This window comes from Rhodanobacter sp. MP1X3, assembly GCF_014207165.1.
Classification (GTDB): Bacteria; Pseudomonadota; Gammaproteobacteria; order Xanthomonadales; family Rhodanobacteraceae; genus Rhodanobacter.
This window is the reverse complement of sequence record NZ_JACHCO010000002.1, coordinates 457,488-473,763: the sequence shown is the minus strand read 5'-3', so window position 1 is coordinate 473,763 and position 16,276 is coordinate 457,488. Positions and strand designations below refer to the sequence as shown.

At 59.8% G+C, this 16,276-nt stretch carries 14 protein-coding genes; 1 reads left to right on the top strand and 13 read right to left on the bottom strand.

Features of this window, described 5'->3' with window-relative positions; genetic code table 11:
• Positions 1–83 precede the first annotated feature (83 nt).
• From HDE79_RS08670 to HDE79_RS08615, 12 genes are all read right to left on the bottom strand, one after another.
• Positions 84–1,886, bottom strand: coding sequence for a hypothetical protein (locus HDE79_RS08670; RefSeq protein WP_184601527.1), 1,803 nt, complete (start codon positions 1,884–1,886; stop codon positions 84–86).
• 93 nt (positions 1,887–1,979) lie between these two features.
• Positions 1,980–2,999 carry a magnesium/cobalt transporter CorA gene (corA, locus tag HDE79_RS08665; RefSeq protein WP_184601650.1) on the bottom strand — a complete coding sequence of 340 codons (1,020 nt, stop codon included), beginning with the start codon at positions 2,997–2,999 and terminating at the stop codon, positions 1,980–1,982.
• Between the two features lie 48 nt (positions 3,000–3,047).
• Positions 3,048–4,280 carry a DUF4105 domain-containing protein gene (locus HDE79_RS08660; RefSeq protein WP_184601526.1) on the bottom strand — a complete coding sequence of 411 codons (1,233 nt, stop codon included), beginning with the start codon at positions 4,278–4,280 and terminating at the stop codon, positions 3,048–3,050.
• Between the two features lie 112 nt (positions 4,281–4,392).
• Entirely contained in the window at positions 4,393–5,238 is an 846-nt protein-coding gene (locus HDE79_RS08655) for a transporter associated domain-containing protein (protein WP_184601525.1), read from the bottom strand.
• 140 nt (positions 5,239–5,378) lie between these two features.
• Positions 5,379–5,861 (bottom strand): rRNA maturation RNase YbeY, encoded by a 483-nt coding sequence (gene ybeY, locus HDE79_RS08650; RefSeq protein WP_184601524.1) that lies wholly within the window; start codon positions 5,859–5,861, stop codon positions 5,379–5,381.
• Between the two features lie 26 nt (positions 5,862–5,887).
• Positions 5,888–6,922, bottom strand: a complete 1,035-nt coding sequence (locus HDE79_RS08645; protein ID WP_184601523.1) for a PhoH family protein — start codon at positions 6,920–6,922, stop codon at positions 5,888–5,890.
• Positions 6,919–7,413 (bottom strand): GNAT family N-acetyltransferase, encoded by a 495-nt coding sequence (locus HDE79_RS08640; protein ID WP_184601522.1) that lies wholly within the window; start codon positions 7,411–7,413, stop codon positions 6,919–6,921. Before HDE79_RS08640 ends, HDE79_RS08645 begins: the two co-directional genes overlap by 4 nt.
• The gene (gene miaB / locus HDE79_RS08635; protein ID WP_184601521.1) at positions 7,410–8,774 is read right to left on the bottom strand and encodes a tRNA (N6-isopentenyl adenosine(37)-C2)-methylthiotransferase MiaB; all 1,365 of its coding nucleotides are present in this window, start codon (positions 8,772–8,774) and stop codon (positions 7,410–7,412) included. Before miaB ends, HDE79_RS08640 begins: the two co-directional genes overlap by 4 nt.
• 179 nt (positions 8,775–8,953) lie before the next feature.
• Positions 8,954–11,161: a TonB-dependent siderophore receptor gene (locus tag HDE79_RS08630; RefSeq protein WP_184601520.1), complete on the bottom strand. Its 2,208-nt coding sequence runs from the start codon at positions 11,159–11,161 to the stop codon at positions 8,954–8,956.
• Positions 11,162–11,169: 8 nt separating this feature from the next.
• Positions 11,170–11,520, bottom strand: coding sequence for a DUF3325 domain-containing protein (locus HDE79_RS08625; protein WP_184601519.1), 351 nt, complete (start codon positions 11,518–11,520; stop codon positions 11,170–11,172).
• Complete coding sequence (locus HDE79_RS08620; RefSeq protein ID WP_184601518.1) at positions 11,517–13,094, bottom strand: PepSY-associated TM helix domain-containing protein; 1,578 nt, start codon at positions 13,092–13,094, stop codon at positions 11,517–11,519. Before HDE79_RS08620 ends, HDE79_RS08625 begins: the two co-directional genes overlap by 4 nt.
• Complete coding sequence (locus tag HDE79_RS08615; RefSeq protein WP_221440086.1) at positions 13,091–13,420, bottom strand: hypothetical protein; 330 nt, start codon at positions 13,418–13,420, stop codon at positions 13,091–13,093. Before HDE79_RS08615 ends, HDE79_RS08620 begins: the two co-directional genes overlap by 4 nt.
• Positions 13,421–13,843: 423 nt before the next feature.
• Here HDE79_RS08615 and HDE79_RS08610 point away from each other — a divergent pair, with 423 nt between their 5' ends.
• Positions 13,844–14,947, top strand: coding sequence for a lytic transglycosylase domain-containing protein (locus tag HDE79_RS08610; RefSeq protein ID WP_255488357.1), 1,104 nt, complete (start codon positions 13,844–13,846; stop codon positions 14,945–14,947).
• A 43-nt stretch (positions 14,948–14,990) separates the two neighbouring features.
• Here HDE79_RS08610 and HDE79_RS08605 read toward each other — a convergent pair whose 3' ends face one another.
• Positions 14,991–16,172 carry a trypsin-like peptidase domain-containing protein gene (locus HDE79_RS08605; protein ID WP_184601517.1) on the bottom strand — a complete coding sequence of 394 codons (1,182 nt, stop codon included), beginning with the start codon at positions 16,170–16,172 and terminating at the stop codon, positions 14,991–14,993.
• Positions 16,173–16,276 lie beyond the last annotated feature (104 nt).

Here is a 16,276-nt window from a genome sequence, read left to right as displayed (position 1 = left end):
TCGGCCCGAATTGGATGGCTGTACGGCGGCGGATAAGGGTGGACGGTAATGAAGATCCGATTCCTTGGGTCGAACGCGCCAACTTAGTGCGAGTGTTTGATAGATGCCTTCGATTGGACCGACTCGATAACCTGGTCAAGCGCTTTTTGCCTGGCGCTGCGTTCATTGGCAGGCAGTATCTCGATACCCGCATCACCAACTTGCCTCGCCTCCTCTGCTTTGCCGGCAAGTGCGAGCGTCATGGCCAACGCAATTTTCGGTTCGGGAGAGAGAGTATCCATTTCTACAACGGCACGCAGCGCCCCCTCGGCGTCAACCAGATTACCTTGCAAGGTAAGCATTTCACCGGTAGCGAAGAGATAAGCGGCAAACATTTTCTTATCTACCAGGACTTGCTTGGAGTCTCTAACCTGGTTTAACGCGCTGGCTGCGGCAGCAGTATTGTGTTCGGCGATAGCTAAAAAAGCAGCACTAATCATGCAGCTGGGGCACTCAACGTGATTGAGCAGTAGCGTATCTATCAGCTTGTGTGCGTCGGCATAATCATGTGAATCGATATATGCGACAAGCAAGCCGTTTTCGGCCTCGGCATAACCCGGGTTTTGAGCGACAGCCCAGCGCCAAAGATTCACGTTATTGGACCAAAGGGGCAACGTGGCGCGAATATTGACGAATGCAAATATGAGCCAGAAAAGCCCTGCGGTCGCCAACACCAGTGAGCCTAATTTGCTCAGCTTGCCGGAGTTCTGAATGCGCAGCAGCACCAGCGGGAGCATTGGGAGCATAGCCGTCAGAGCCGTCATCGCGTATCTCTCGTGATAAAGGCTGCTGTCAAAATCCACCGAGGCAATATGTATTACAGGCAGCAGAGCCGCGGTTACCGCCAGGAGCATGCATCCGACGACTGACGACTTGCTGACAACGAGACGAAAGCCGATGAGCACAATACTGATAGCAATTATATCCGTCAGTAAGGATAGCGGCGAGATGATGGCGAACTGCTGCACGTCGACGGGGTGGATGGGGCCGATGCTACCCATGGGCCAGATCAGTGTTTTCCAATAGTGCAAGTATAGGAAACACACTTCCTGCATTCTTGCGAAAGCGGATAAGGAACTGACCACGGCCGGATTAATGATCTTTCCAAGGGCCCAGTAGCGAAAGGCCAGATAAGCCATGCCAGCCAAGAATGTGGTTGCATAGACCAGCCAATTTCGAGCAATAACTGAGAGTATATTGTTAAACGTATTTTGGCCAAGTCGGCTTCTGAATAGCAACCAATCAAAAATAAACAGTAATAACGGAAACGAGAAAGCCGCTTCTTTTGCGCATGCAGCGAGGAAAAACAGGCAGGCCACGCTTCCTGCTCTAATATAAATGTTTCGAACGCTCAAATTTGCGATTAGCCCAAGCAGAATGAGCATGGTCAAGAGAAGTTCAAATTGACAGCCGATCCACGCAACTGGTTCGATCAATATCGGATGTAGTCCATAAAGCAGCATGGAGGCAGCGATAAATATCTTGCCATTGCCATTGCCTGTCGTCTTCGTAAGACATATCCAGGAAAGCAAGCCGACTAGCACGGTATCGATCAGATGCATTGCCAGTGAGACGGCGTGCATCGGTCCTGGCATATCGTTAAACAATCGGACTTGCAGAGTGAGAAGCCCGATACCGAGCGGACGAAAGTAATTCGACCAGTAGTGAAAGCCTCTAAAAATATAGTGCTTCCACTCATCCCCAACACGTAGCCACGAGCTGTCATGAAGATCGAGCATGTCATCCCATACAAAATCTCCATGGACGACGGGCCAATAAGTAATGGCGACCAAAACTATAATCGCGATGTAAATGACCGCAAATCGGTAGTTACTTCTTTTGAACATCCCGTTTCCCTAGGTTTTCATTCGGCGGTGCTCGCACGGTCAAGCTAGTCTAGAGACTTTGCTCCTATTGCTTGATCGGCCGAGGGGCTGGATTTATAGCCACTTCGCTCGTTTGAGCGCAACAAAAAGTCCGCCGACGACGATCAGCATGACGACGATGACAGCGGGGTAAGCCCATGGTTGGGCGAGTTCGGGCATGTGGGTGAAGTTCATGCCGTACCAGCTGGTGAGCAGGGTGGGGGCGGCCAGCATGGCGGCCCAGCCGGCGAGTTTTTTCATGACTTCGTTCTGGCCGTAGGTGACCAGGGAAAGGTTGACGTTGATGGCGGCGGTGAGCATTTCGCGCATGGCGCTGATCGATTCGTTGACGCGGAATACGTGATCGTAGACGTCGCGGAAATACGCGCGCAGTTCCTTTGGTATCAGATTCGCATGCAGCCGTGTCAGCTGGCTGATGACGTCCTGCATGGGTGCTACGGCAAGGCGCAGCGTCATCAAGTCACGTTGCATGTCATAAAGCCGGCGCACGGTGTTGCGTTTGAACGTCTCGGCGAAGATGTCTTTTTCCAGCTGCTGCAATTCTTCGCGGAACTCGCGCACGATGGGCAGCAGGTTGTCGACGATGAAATCCAGAATGCTGTAGAGCGCGTAACTCGGGCCATGCGACATCAGCTCGGGCGTATGTTCGCAAGCGCGCCGTGCTGGCGCGTAGGAAAGCGATGCGCCGTGGCGCACGCTGACCAGATAACGGGGGCCGAGAAAAATGTGGGTTTCACCTAGCGCGAGTTGTCCTTCGACGAGTTGCGCCGTCTGCACCACGACGAACAACGAGTCGCCATAGGTTTCGATCTTGGTGCGCTGATGGGCCGTATGCGCATCCTCGATCGCCAGATCATGCAGGCCGAATTCCTGCTGCAGCTTCAGCAGTAATTCTTCGTCTGGCTCATGCAGTCCGACCCATACGAAAGTGTCCGGCTCGGTCAGCACATCGCTTATGGCCTCAAGAGCGATGTCGCCGATTCGGCTGCCATCCTTCCGATAGGCGATGCAGTTGACCACCATTTTCCTGTCGGTGACGAGTGGTGCGGGCGGGGCGGGTGTTGTCAGGTTCATGTCAAACATGATGCCCCGCGTCCGAAGACAGGGCAATTGCAGTGCGCGCTATGCAGAAAGACGTGCCTTCTGCCGCAGGCTCCATGCCAGCACCAGCCAGCAGGGTAGCGCGAACAATAGCCAGGGATGGTTCTGTTGCACGACGCCAGGTAGCAGGTGCAGTAGCAGGGCGATCAGCATCGCCAGTAGCTGCAATGAAAGCAGTACTTCGATGAAACGTGAAGGCGCGCTGCCGCGACGCGCACGCCATACGGTGGGCAGCAATAGAAATGCGAGCGGATTGAACAAAAACAGGTTGGCATTGGCCCATGCGGAGTGGTGAGTAGTCAGTGTCCACAGCACCAGCAGCAGGATGCCGACGATGCCGGCTGCGATCAGGTACAGCGAGCTCAGCAGGGCGTAGCCGATGGGCCACCAGCGTCGCGTCAGCAGGATCACTACGGCGAGGAACAGACCGGCTACCGCCAGCGGAGGTCGCAGATCGGGGGCATTGACTGGCGGCACGTCCAGTCGATTCGGCGAGATGAGTTGCTCGCTCTGCACCAGCGGTTGCGTACCTTCATGGCCGTTGTCGATCCGCACCGTGCGCAGTTGTTCCTGCAGCACCATGGGCAGAAAGCTTTCCTGCCAGGCGTTGAGCGGCTGGTCGGCATACGGTCCGAGGCCCAGATCGAGCACCAACATCAGCCATGGCTGCGCACTCATCAGGCGAGCGGTCTGCTGGCGAAACGTCATGCCGCCGGGCTGCGCCATCAGTTGTGTTTTCAACGCGCCACCAAGAATCTTGTCCAGCGCATCGCGCACGCGGGTGGTGCAGTTGTCGGCGTAGTAGTCGTAGTTGTAGCCGGCGTTTTCCGGGCGCAGGTTCCAGAGTAGAAAGTCGCGCAGCGCACCGGCCTGTTGCGGCGTGAATGCAAGACGCTGGCGCGTGACCGAACGGCCATCCTGCGTGTAGCTGGCCTGCTCGGGTGCGCTGTATTCGGCGTCCATCAGGTAATGCATATGGCCGCGTGCGAAATTGACGAAGAAGTTCGACTCGTTGAAGTCGAACACGCCATAGTTGAAGTCGACCGACTCGCCGGAAACGGTGTCACGCACTTCAATTGCATCGTGACCGAAGCGCTCCCAATAGGTTTCGCCAGGGCCATAGCTGATCAGTGAGACTTCCAGATTCGTGCCCGGTGCATTGGCGACGCTGGCATCGACCGCAGATGTACTGTCGACTAAAAGCAGGCCGACAAAAAGCAGTGTGAGCAGCAAAAGTCGATTCATGAGATGCATGGGTGCCGGTCGAAGCAGGCAAGGATTGGAGTGATGATTTTCGCCATTTCTGATATCGCGGTGGAATCGAAAGAGGCTCCCGTTCGATCAAGAAACGGAAGCTGCTGCCGTTTCAATCCTTGCCTTGTCGCAGCACGCGAAACGCCTGCACGCGGCGATCATCTGCTTCGGTGACGTGGAACAGATAAATCCCGATGACCACTTCCTCACCAACTTCAGGTAGGTGGCCAAATTCCGAAGTGACCATGCCGCCGACGGTGTCATATTCCTCGTCGGAAAAATCGGCGCCGGTGTTTTCGTTGAAGTCGGCAATAGGCGTCAGCGCGCTGACGATCCAGTCGCCGCCGGGCTGTTCATGCATCAATTCGGGTTCGTCGTCGTCGTGCTCGTCGTCGATCTCGCCGACGATTTGTTCGAGCACGTCCTCAATGGTGATCAGGCCGGCCACACCACCGTATTCGTCCATCACTACGGCCATGTGATTGCGGGTGAGTCGGAACTCGGCCAGCAACACGTTGAGCCGCATCGATTCGGGAATCAGTACGGCCGGGCGGAGAATCGTGAGGATGTCGAACTGACTGGCATCGCCAAAGAATTTCAGCAGATCCTTGGCCAGCAGGATGCCGAGGATGTCGTCCTTGTCCTCGCCGTGCACGGGAAACCGCGAGTGGCCGGATTCCACAACTACGGCCAGCATCTCCGACAGCGACGATTCGGCAGCGAGCATCACAATCTGCGCGCGAGGAACCATGACATCGTCGACGCTCAGCTCAGTGACCTTGATGGCACCCTCGACCATGGTCAGGGTGTCGACGGATAGCAGTCCGTTGGTCTGGGCGGCGCGCAACTCCTCGATCAATTCGACGCGGTTGCGTGGTTCGCCGGAAAACATATGGCCCAGTCGGTCCCACCAACTACGGTGCGCCGGGCCGCTGGTACTGCCAGGGTCGTCGTTCATTTATCGCGTGGGTGCTGCCCGCTAACGGGACGGTAAATCGAGTTTAACGGAAAATTCGTGACGATTCAGCGCAGTGGCGTTGATGTGCGGATGACGGTGTGGTGTAACGGGTTGCGCAAGTTTCTCCGAAGCGGGCGCAACTACCGATACGGATCGGCAATGCCGAGGCCGGCCAGGATCCGTGTTTCCAGTGCCTCCATTACCTCGGCTTCGCTGTTCTTGATGTGATCGTAGCCAAGCAGGTGCAGCACACCGTGGATGGTCATATGCGCCCAGTGATCGCGTGGCAGCTTGTTTTGTTCCGCGGCTTCACGCAGAACCACCGGGGCACATATGGCCAGATCACCGAGCAGCGGCAACTTGAATTCCGGTGGCAGCTCTGCGGGGAAGGACAGTACGTTGGTCGCATAGTCCTTGCCGCGGTAATCGCGATTGAGTGCGCGCCCCTCATTGCTATCGACAATGCGGATGGCCAGCTCTGCGGGCTTGCGGTATTTCGCTCCGCGCAGCGCTGCCGCCACCCATTGCCGAAAACTGACGGCAGCGGGCAGACCTGATCGCGGCAGCGCATAGCCGATGGCGACGACGGAATGTGTGGAAGCCTTGCTGCTGCCATGAGTCATGATGATGGCCTTTCAGGCACGGCGGCTCAGTCCGTATTGCCCGACATCTTGCCGTGGCCTAGGCCTGACTGGGTATCGCCAGTGTCCTCGAATGCTTCATAGGCTCGCACAATTTTCGCCACCAGCGGATGACGCACCACATCGCGCGAGGTGAAAAAAGTGAAGCTGATGCCGCTGACATCACGCAGTACTTCCGTCGCCTGGCGCAGGCCGGAACGGACGTGGCGGGGCAGGTCGACCTGAGTCACGTCGCCGGTGATCACGGCCACGGTGCCGAAACCGATGCGGGTCAGGAACATCTTCATCTGCTCGACGGTCGTGTTCTGTGCTTCGTCGAGAATCACGTAGGAATCGTTGAGCGTGCGACCGCGCATATAGGCCAGTGGTGCGATCTCGATGACGTTGCGTTCGATCAGTTTGGCGACCTTCTCGAAGCCGAGCATTTCGTACAACGCGTCGTACAACGGACGCAGATACGGATCGACCTTTTGCGAGAGATCGCCGGGCAGGAAGCCGAGTTTTTCACCAGCCTCCACCGCGGGGCGCACCAGCAGCAGGCGCTGCACGCGATTCGCTTCCAGAGCTTCCACGGCACTGGCGACGGCGAGATAGGTCTTGCCGGTACCGGCCGGGCCGATGCCGAAGTTGATGTCATGGGTGGCGATGGCGTGCAGGTAACGGGTCTGGTTGGTGCCGCGGCCCTTGATCACGCCACGCTTCACGCGAATGGCGACTTCTTGCGTGCTTTCGGTCGATGCGTCGGTGATGGCATCGATGCCCGATTCGGCCAGGTGCAGGTTGATCTTGGCGCCGGTCAACGATTCGTCTTCGGTGGCTATGTACAGCGCGCGCAGCACTTTTTCTGCCGCCCTGATGACGGCGGGTTCACCAAGTATCTGAAAAATATTGCCGCGATGGTTGATCTCCACACCCAGGCGTAGCTCGATCTGGCGTAGATGTTCGTCGAACGGACCACAGAGATTCGCGAGGCGTGCGTTGTCTTCGGGATCGAGGACAAAGTCGTTCTCGCCGATGCCGCTATTCGTGCTTGTGCTGGTCATAGTTCCCGGTGCATCACGTAAACATCGGTGGGTCCGTGCACGGCATGGCGGAACGCGCCCGGCACCTGGCCGACAATCTGGAAACCGTGGCGCTGCCACAGGCGCACGGCGGTGGCGTTGGTGGATACCACGAAGTTGAACTGCATGGCCGTGAAGCCGGCGCAGCGGGCCTGTTCCATCGAATGCTCGCACATCATGCCTGCGATGCCCTGGCCACGTGCCGCGGGTGAGACCATGTAGCCGGCATTGGCGACGTGATCGCCCAGGCCGGGTTGGTTGGGTTTCAGCAGATAAGCGCCAAGCACTTTGCCATCGCATTCGGCGACAAAACAGCGGTTGGGCGGCACGGTCCACATGTCGCGCGCCTGTTCGAAACGCATGTCGGCTGGATAGCTGTACGTGTCGCCGCCAGCAATCACCGACTGGAATATCGGCCACACGCGTACAAATTCGTCGGCACCGATTTCGCGCAGCGCAACGGCTTCGCTCATGAAGCCAGTGCGACCGGTGTGTCGGTGATTTCGTCAGCCAGCACGATGCGACCGCGCAGCGAATTGCTCATCGCGTCGGTGATCAGCACATCGACAAACTGGCCGATCAAGCGCGAATGGCCGGAGAAATTGACGAAACGCATATTCTCGGTGCGGCCGGTCAGTTCGCTCGGATCGCGTGTGCTCGGCTTTTCCACCAGTACGCGTTGCACACTGCCGATCATCGCTGCGCTGATTTTTTTCGCATTGGCGTTCAACGTCGCCTGCAGGCGCATCAACCGTTCGTGCTTCTCTGCCGCTGGCGTGTCATCGGCAAGGTTGGCGGCCGGCGTGCCCGGGCGCGAGGAGAAAATAAAGGAGAAGCTCTGGTCGAAGCCGACGTCGTCGATCAACTTCATGGTCTTGTCGAAATCCTCGGCTGTCTCGCCGGGGAAGCCGACGATGAAGTCGGATGACACGCAGATGTCCGGTCGTACCGCGCGCAGCTTGCGGATCTTCTGCTTGAACTCCAGCGCGGTGTAGCCACGTTTCATCGCGCTGAGGATGCGATCGGAACCGGCCTGCACCGGCAGGTGCAGGTAGTTGGCCAGCTGCGGCACGTTGGCATAGGCCTCGATCAGCGAATCGGAAAACTCCAGTGGGTGCGAGGTGGTGAAGCGGATGCGACCAATGCCGTCGATCTGCGCGATCGCATGGATCAGCACTGATAGGTCAGCCACGCTGCCATCATGAGTCGGGCCGCGATAGGCGTTGACGTTCTGGCCGAGCAGGTTCACTTCGCGTACGCCCTGGGCGGCAAGTTGCGCGACCTCGACCAATACGTCGTCGAACGGACGGCTGATTTCCTCACCGCGGGTATACGGCACAACGCAGTAGCTACAGTACTTCGAGCAGCCTTCCATGATCGACACGAAGGCGGTAGGGCCTTCCGCGCGCGGCTCGGGCAGGTTGTCGAACTTTTCGATCTCGGGAAAGCTGATGTCGACCTGTGGTCGGCCGGTAGCGCGCTGCTTTTCGATCAGCTCGGGCAGACGATGCAGGGTCTGCGGGCCGAATACCAGATCGACATACGGCGCGCGCTTGACGATCGCGTCACCCTCCTGCGAGGCCACGCAGCCGCCGACGCCGATCAGCACCGGCTTGCCGTCTTTCTTGTGCTGCTTCCAGCGGCCGAGCTGGCTGAAGACCTTTTCCTGTGCCTTCTCGCGAATCGAGCAGGTATTGATCAGGATCACGTCGGCTTCGGCTTCGTCCAGGGTCAGCTCCATGCCATGCGACGCCTTGAGCACATCGGCCATCTTGGCCGAGTCGTACTCGTTCATCTGACAACCGTGGGTCTTGATGAAAAGCTTGCCGCTCATGATTGGGGAGTTACCGTGGTTCGTAAACAGAAGGCTGAGGGCTGCATACCTTGCCAGCCAGCGCGATGCCGCCATTGTGCAGCATCGAACCGCGTAGTTTACGCCGCCGTGATCGGGCTCGCCAGTGAACAGGCAGCCCGGGATGGACCGGGCCGCTTGTTCAGAGCCAGCGTTTCGACTCAGAAGTCGACGCTGGCCGAGAGCTTGATCGTGCGCGAGGCGCCCTCCGTCAGATAACCACCGAGCGCCGAGGCCCAGTAATTGCTGTTGCCGATATTGAGTACCGCGGCGCGGAAGGTCACCTGACGACCGTCGATGGTTGTGGCATAGCTGGCGCCGGCATCGACCCGTGTCCAGGCTGGAATGCGCAAGGTGTTGGCCAGATCGACGTATTCGCCGCCGGTGCGGGTCACGCCCAGATTCAGCCCCAGCCCGCTGGTGCCTGGCACAGCCCAATCCACGCCGGCGTTGTATTGCCATTTCGGTACGCCGACCGCGGTGTTCCCATTGTCGAGGCCGCCAGCGGTCTCGGTCAGCTTGGCATCGATATAGCTGGCACCGCCGACCAGTTTCAGCCCGCTCACCGGTTCGCCGTAGACGCTCCACTCCGCACCGCGGTTGCGTTGTTCGCCAGCAATGCTGAAAACGCGCGTGACGCCATCGGTGATGCCACTGGGCTGCTTGATCTGGAACAGGCTGAAGGTGCTCCCAAAGTTGCCCTGGTCATACTTGATGCCGGTTTCGAGCTGCCTTGAGCGATACGGCGCGAACACCTGGCCGAAATTGGCGGCGCCGATCGGTGCTTCGGGTCCTTGCGACAAGCCCTGGATGGAGTTGGCGAACAGCGAGAAATTCGGATTGAGCTTCACCACCAGGCCGATCACCGGCGATGTGGCGGTTTTGCGATAGTCCGCGGTCTGCACGCCGGTGGTGTAGGCATAGCCCAGGGTCTGCAGCGTCTGCCGCCGGGCGCCAACGGTCAGCAGCACCTGATCGTCGGCGAAACCCAGCGTGTCGGACAGCGCCAGACTGTGCAGCTTGGTGCGGCCGGTCACCACCGGATCGCCGCCGCTGAAGACAGTCGGCGGATACGGCATCGCGACATAGTCGTAGAGGTTGGTCGGCGAGGACGCGGAGAACGTGTAGCTGACGGTCTTTTTCTGATTCAGCGCGGAGACGCCCAGATTGATCTTCTGGCTGACCGCGCCGGTGGTGAAATGCGCATTGAGGCCGGCCTCACCACTTTGCGCGTCGTTCTGATACGGCACGCCCAGTCGATAGATCGAACCGCTGCCGTTGCCGTCCACGGTGGGTGACGCGTACTCGCCGTTTTCGTTGGAATGGTCGGCACCGACCGCGACGTAGCCGGTCAGGTTGGGTAGAAAATCGTATTCGGCGCGAACCAGACCGTAGGTATCTTCCAGACTGGAGTAGCTCCACGGCTGTGCGTAGTTCGCGCTCGCCGATGGTGGCTTGGGAACGCCGTCGCCAGTCAGGTAAACCACGCTGCGACCATCGTCGATGCGTTGAAGCTGATGGCTGATGTCGGCCTTGATGCGGAATTTGTCGCCGCGGTAATCGAACGCGATGGACTGTTCATTCGACTTGCGGCTTTCGCGATCGATCGACGTATCGCCATCACGGCCGCCGAGATTGACGCGGATACCGTATTCGTCATTGGTGCCGAAGCGCCGGCTGAAATCGAACTGCGCGCCGGCCTGGCTGTCGCTGCCGTAGTCGACCGTGGCACGCGTCAGCGGTGTGTCCAGCGCCCACTTCGGTTCCACGTTGATCGAACCGCCGATGCCGCTGCCGCCGGGCGACACGCCGTAGAGAAACGCACTGGCGCCGCGCAGTACGTCGAGTCGGCCGATCGCGTCGGCGTCCACCATCTGTCGCGGAATGATGCCGTACAGACCGCCGAACGTAATGTCATCGCCATCAAGAGGAAAGCCACGCAGCACGAATGTTTCGGCGAAATTGCCGAAGCCATCGGCGACGCGCACGGCCGGATCATCGGCAACCACGTCGGCAATGGTGTACGCCTGATGGCTGGCGATGTAGTTCTCGGTGTAGCTGGTCATTGCAAACGGTGTGTCCATCAGGTCTTGTTCGCCCAGCACGCCAAGATTGCCGCGGCGGGCGATTTCTCCGCCACCGAAGGTCGGCAAGCCGACGCCCTGCACATTCACCGTGTCCATGGTTTTCGCCTTACGGATTTCCTTGGTACTGCTGGCGTCGTTGGTACTGGTTGCATCGGTCGGCTGGGTTTGCGCGTGCGCTGCAAAACTGCCTGCCAGTGTCGCTGCCAGCAGGCAGGGCAATGCGGCGCGGCGCAGGCCGACATACTGACGACTTGGAGCCGACGACTGGGTCGAAATGTTCATGGAGTTCCTCAAAAGAGCGTTGGTGATGGATAAAAGATCAAAGCGAAAAGGCTCGCGGCAGCGCCGACGAAGGCAAGCCAGCGCGCGAAGCGGGGGCGATACGGTTGCAGCAGGACCCAGGCGATGGCGGCCAGCATCCAGCTCGCACACCAGTCGACGCTGCCGATGTCCCAGCCGCGCCAGCGCACGCTGATGGCGTAGGCAAGCAGCGTCGTCAGCCAGCCGATGATTCGCAGCACGCGACTACGTACGGGCGATGGGTCGACGCCGAAGTGCTGCCGGTAGTGCCGCGCGACAGCGAGGCATAAGCATGCCCAGCTCAGGTAATTCAGTGCCAACAACGACAGCCACATCGTCATGGCGTTTCCACCGCGGGAAGCGCCGTTTCCGACCGAGCCACGGATGATCGAGGCGGTGCCATGCGCGGATCACGTCTGGCGAGCTGACGCGGACGCGTGCTGATCCAGGCCAGCCACGCGAAACCCAAGCCGAAGGGCAAAGCCGTTGCATCGATGCCGGCAAGCACCCAGTCGCGAGCGATAATGCTGGCCAGCAGGCTGCTGTGGGGCTGGGTCAAAGCGTTCATCAGCGGCAACGCGAACAACAGTGCGGCGGTGGTGCCGAACAGATCGCGCCATGGCTTGCCGTGGCGCAGGCGCAGCACGCCCCAGATCGTCGCGAGCAACCAGATCGCGCAGAAGCTTTGCGCCTCCATGCCTGCGCGCCCGGCTAGTTCATACGGCAGCAGACGGTTTGCCCAGAGCAGGGAAACGCTTGCCAGCGGCATGCCGGCAATCACGCCGACGTTCAGCGCGCGCACCAGCCCGTAGCCGGAGCGCAATCCGGCGGCCTCGACTTGTCGTGTGCGTTTTTCGATCCATACCTGCGCTGCAGTGGCAAGCATCACGCAGCCGGTGGCGCCGAGCAGAAAATACAACCAGCGAATTGCCGCGCCGCCAAATTGCACGCGGTGCAGTCCGCTCAAGAATTGATAGGTGCGATAGGCGGTCGGCGGACCCTCGCGCTCACCGCGGAAGCTGCCCTCGGTGCCGTCATAGATCAGGTTGCGGCGGCCTCCGGCGACTTCATCGTTGCCGGCCGACAGCGCGCTGATCGTGATCGAAGCATCGTGGATATGTTCAATCTCCAGATACTCCACCGGGCCGCCAATCCGTTGCACCGCATCGCCCAGAATCTTGTCCAGCGAGGCCACCCGGCGTGGTGGTCGGTGCTGCTCGACCGGATGCGACGTGCCGGATAGCGCTTCGTAGTAGCGCTCCGTGTCGCCGCGATAACCGATCTGCACACCGGCCGTCATGTAGCTGGACATCATGATGATCACGCCGGTGTAAGCGATCATCAGATGAAACGGCAGGCCCAGCACGCCGGTGAGATTGTGCCCGTCCAGCCACGCACGCTGGCCACCGGGGCGCGGCCGGAACACAAAAAAATCCTTGAACACGCGGCGATGAATGATCACGCCGCTGATCAGTGCCAGCAACATCAACATGCCGGCCAGCCCGACCAGATAGATGCCGAGCGTGCCCGCCTGCAGGTTGTAGTGCAGGACGAAAAAGAAGTTGCCGCCGACCGTGGGCGGAATCAGCGCTCCATCGCGTGGATTCAGCGCGACATCGATATACGGTTTGCCGGGTTCAAAGGCGAAGCCGCGAATCGATGGATCGCGGTCGCTGGGCGGTCTGAGATATAGCGTCTCGGCATTCGGAGCCATGCCGCGCAAGGTCTTCGCAGCGGCATCCATCGAGGGCGGCCCCGGTTTGAGCTGATGCAGGGCCGGACGCATCCAGTAATCCAGCTCCTTGTCGAAGCAGGCCAGCGTGCCGCCAAGAAAAATCGCAAACAGCACCCAGCTGACGATCAGGCCTGCCCAGGTATGCAGCCAGGCCATCGATTGCCGAAACGTGTTTCTCATGGGCGCATGCCGTAATTGCGGAATACGAAAGCAAGAACCAGCATCACGCCGCCACCGGCGAGCAGCGGCCACCAGCAGCGCCACGCATTGCGCGCAGCAAATACGCCTATTGCCACGACCGTCCACACCACGAAGCTGAGAAGACTGGCAGTCACGACGCGATTGATTCGGCTCATCGGCAGCACCACGGTGAGCAGCGCCGCGCTGGCATAGGCGACCAGGTAGCCGCCGACCAGCGTCGCGATAATCCTCGATGCCACCGCGAGTCGATAGATGGGGGTAACCGCCGTGCGTCTTTTCAAGTGGCCACTAGATGTTTCGGACATGTATTTGCTCGACGCGTAAGAGGTGTGTCTGGGGGGCCTATTCCTGGCGTCATCGCAACCGGCGCTGCAGACGAACTAGCGGGTCTGTGACTTGCCCGACGCCGGTGCTGCTGCGCGCTGTGGCGCACTCCGGTATGACGAAGCGATGCCATGGCTGCCATTGGGTTTTCCTGGAGGCGAAGGCCTGACCGCAACCGCAAAAGGCTGTGTGGCGAATGGCTCGTTGCGTTGGAAACCTGGGGCCTATTAAATATTTATTACGAATCATTCGCAATAAGTATTTTGCGGCGCCGCACTGACGACTTGGCTTGCCCGATGCCTTTCGTCAGACTCGTCGCCATGAATGCCGTCGTCCGTACAGGGGAGCGCGCCGGTTTCCGCTCCCGCCCAAGCCGCTTGTTTGTTGCCGCCCTGATCGGCTTCATGCTGTGGACGGGAGGCTGTTTTTGCCGGCAGGCATTCTCGATGGCACACGCGGGCACGCTCTATCGCTGTACTGGCGTCAATGGCGAAACCGTATTCAGCAGCAGCACGACCGGGTATCGCGGGTGCAAGAAGATCGCCAGCTTTGCCTCGGCATCACCGACAACGCGTCAGAAGGCAAGGAATCTTCCAACTTCGCTGAATCTGGTCGGCGGCTCCGTTACTACCTCGGCCCGAAGCATTGCGGCCAATGGCGCTGATTCCGCCTCGTTCGATCGGGTATTGGCGCGAGTCGAAAACAGCAGTCACCTCGATGGCGGCGTGTCGGCGCAACGTCCATCGCTCGTTGGAGTGCAGGGCTCAGTGGAAACCACCGCCAAACTTCTACTGGCAGCGGTGCCCAGCACAGCGCTTGCCGCTGTCGTTGCCATTCAGCCGGGTTATCACGAATCCAAGGAGGCCATGGCGCCGCAGTTGGAGATTGATAAAAACGGAAACCGCGTGCGACGGGGTTCGACTTATCGCGTTGTCCGCTCCGATGGCGTCGTGGAGTACACCAACGTTCCGCCAGTGCACCTGAAAGGCAACACGGTCACCATGCTTTTCAGTTACACCGAAATCGACACATGCATGGCCTGCAACCTGCATTCGCCGATTCACTGGGGTACGACGGCGCTCAATCTCACCGCCTATGCCGATGTGATCCGCGCGGCAAGTATCGAATATGGGGTGGACGAGGCGTTCTTGCGCGCGATCATTCATGCCGAAAGTGCGTTCAATCCGCGCGCACTGTCCATCAAGGGGGCGCAGGGGCTGATGCAGCTGATGCCGGCGACGGCTAGCGATATGGGTGTGCTGGACGCCTTTGACACCAGCCAGAACATCCGCGGCGGCGCGCGTTATCTCGGCCTGCTGTTGCGTGACTTCAATGGCAACGAGCAGCTGGCGGCGGCGGCCTATAACGCGGGGCCGAACGCGGTAGTGCGTTACAGCGGCGTGCCGCCGTATGCCGAAACGCAGGTCTACGTGGAGCGCGTTGGCACTCTGCGCAAACGCTACGGTGTGGCGATTCATCCGCCGCTGGCATCGAACGGTCAGGGTTAGTCATGCGCTGATAGCGCTGTCGGTGTGAGCCAGCGCGATCGAATCAGTTGGTAACCACGGGTGTGGCGCTCATTGGCGGACGCTGCGCCAGAGTGACGTCGAGATGGAAGGGACTGCCGTTGCGCAGGCCGGAAACTTCAGCCTTGCTGCCAGGCTTCAGTGCCGCTTCGTGGCGGCGCAGATCGGTGGGGTCGAGGATGTCGTCGTTGCCGATTTTCAGCAGGATATCCCGCGGCTGGATGCCGGCGAGCGCGGCAGGGCCACCGGGCGTGACATCGGTCACCTGCACACCGCGCGCAGCGGAAGGCAGCCCGCTATCGGCAGCCACCGGGACGGATACGTAATTGGCACCGATCCAGCCGCGCACCACGTGACCGCTGGCGATGATCTGATCCAGCACCTTGCGGGCAGTGGTGACGGGAATGGCGAAACCGATGCCCTCGGCGCCAGCGGCTTCGCCGATCAGCAGGGTGTTGATGCCGATCAGCTGGCCTTCGGTGTTGATCAGCGCGCCGCCCGAGTTGCCCAGGTTGATGGCCGCATCGGTCTGGATGAAATCCTCGGCGCTGGAGCTGTTGAGCTGGCGGCTGACCGCGCTGACGATGCCCATGGTCACGGTCTGGCCGAGACCGAGCGGGTTGCCGATCGCCAGCACCACATCGCCAGCGCGCAGATCTTGCTTGCTGGCCATCTGGATCACCGGGAGATTGCTGGCATCGATCTTCAGCACGGCCAGATCGGTTTCCTCGTCAGCGCCGACGAGGGTGGCCTTGGCGATGCGGCCGTCGTAGAGCAACACCTGGATATCCGCCGCCTGGGCAATCACGTGATTATTGGTCAGCACGTAACCCTGGCCTTGGGCATTGACGATGACTCCCGAACCCAGCGTCTGTTCGCGGTGCTGGTAAGTCGTGGGCATCCCGCCGAAAAGCTGTTGCAGCACCGGGTTGTTGTACATCTTCAACGCCTGCTCGGTGACGATCTTGTTGGCGTAGATGTTCACCACCGACGGCGCGGCGACCGCCACGGCATCGGCATACGAGACCGGACCCATGCCGGAACGCGCCGGACTGGCCTGCTGCACCGGCGCCGTCGTGGACAAACCAAAGCGTGTGCGCAGGCGCTCGCCGCTACCGGGCCAGAACAGCCCGATGACAAACGCTACCGCCAGCCCCAGGATGACGAAGCGAGCGATGAAGGCGAGTGTGCCGGCGGCATGTTTCATGTCGAAAAGAGATTCCCGGCGAGTCGTGGCGAATGTTCACGGCGGATCGACGTCGCCGGGTGTGCGGTTTTATTGTATGGGTGAAGGCCTGACGCTACACTAAC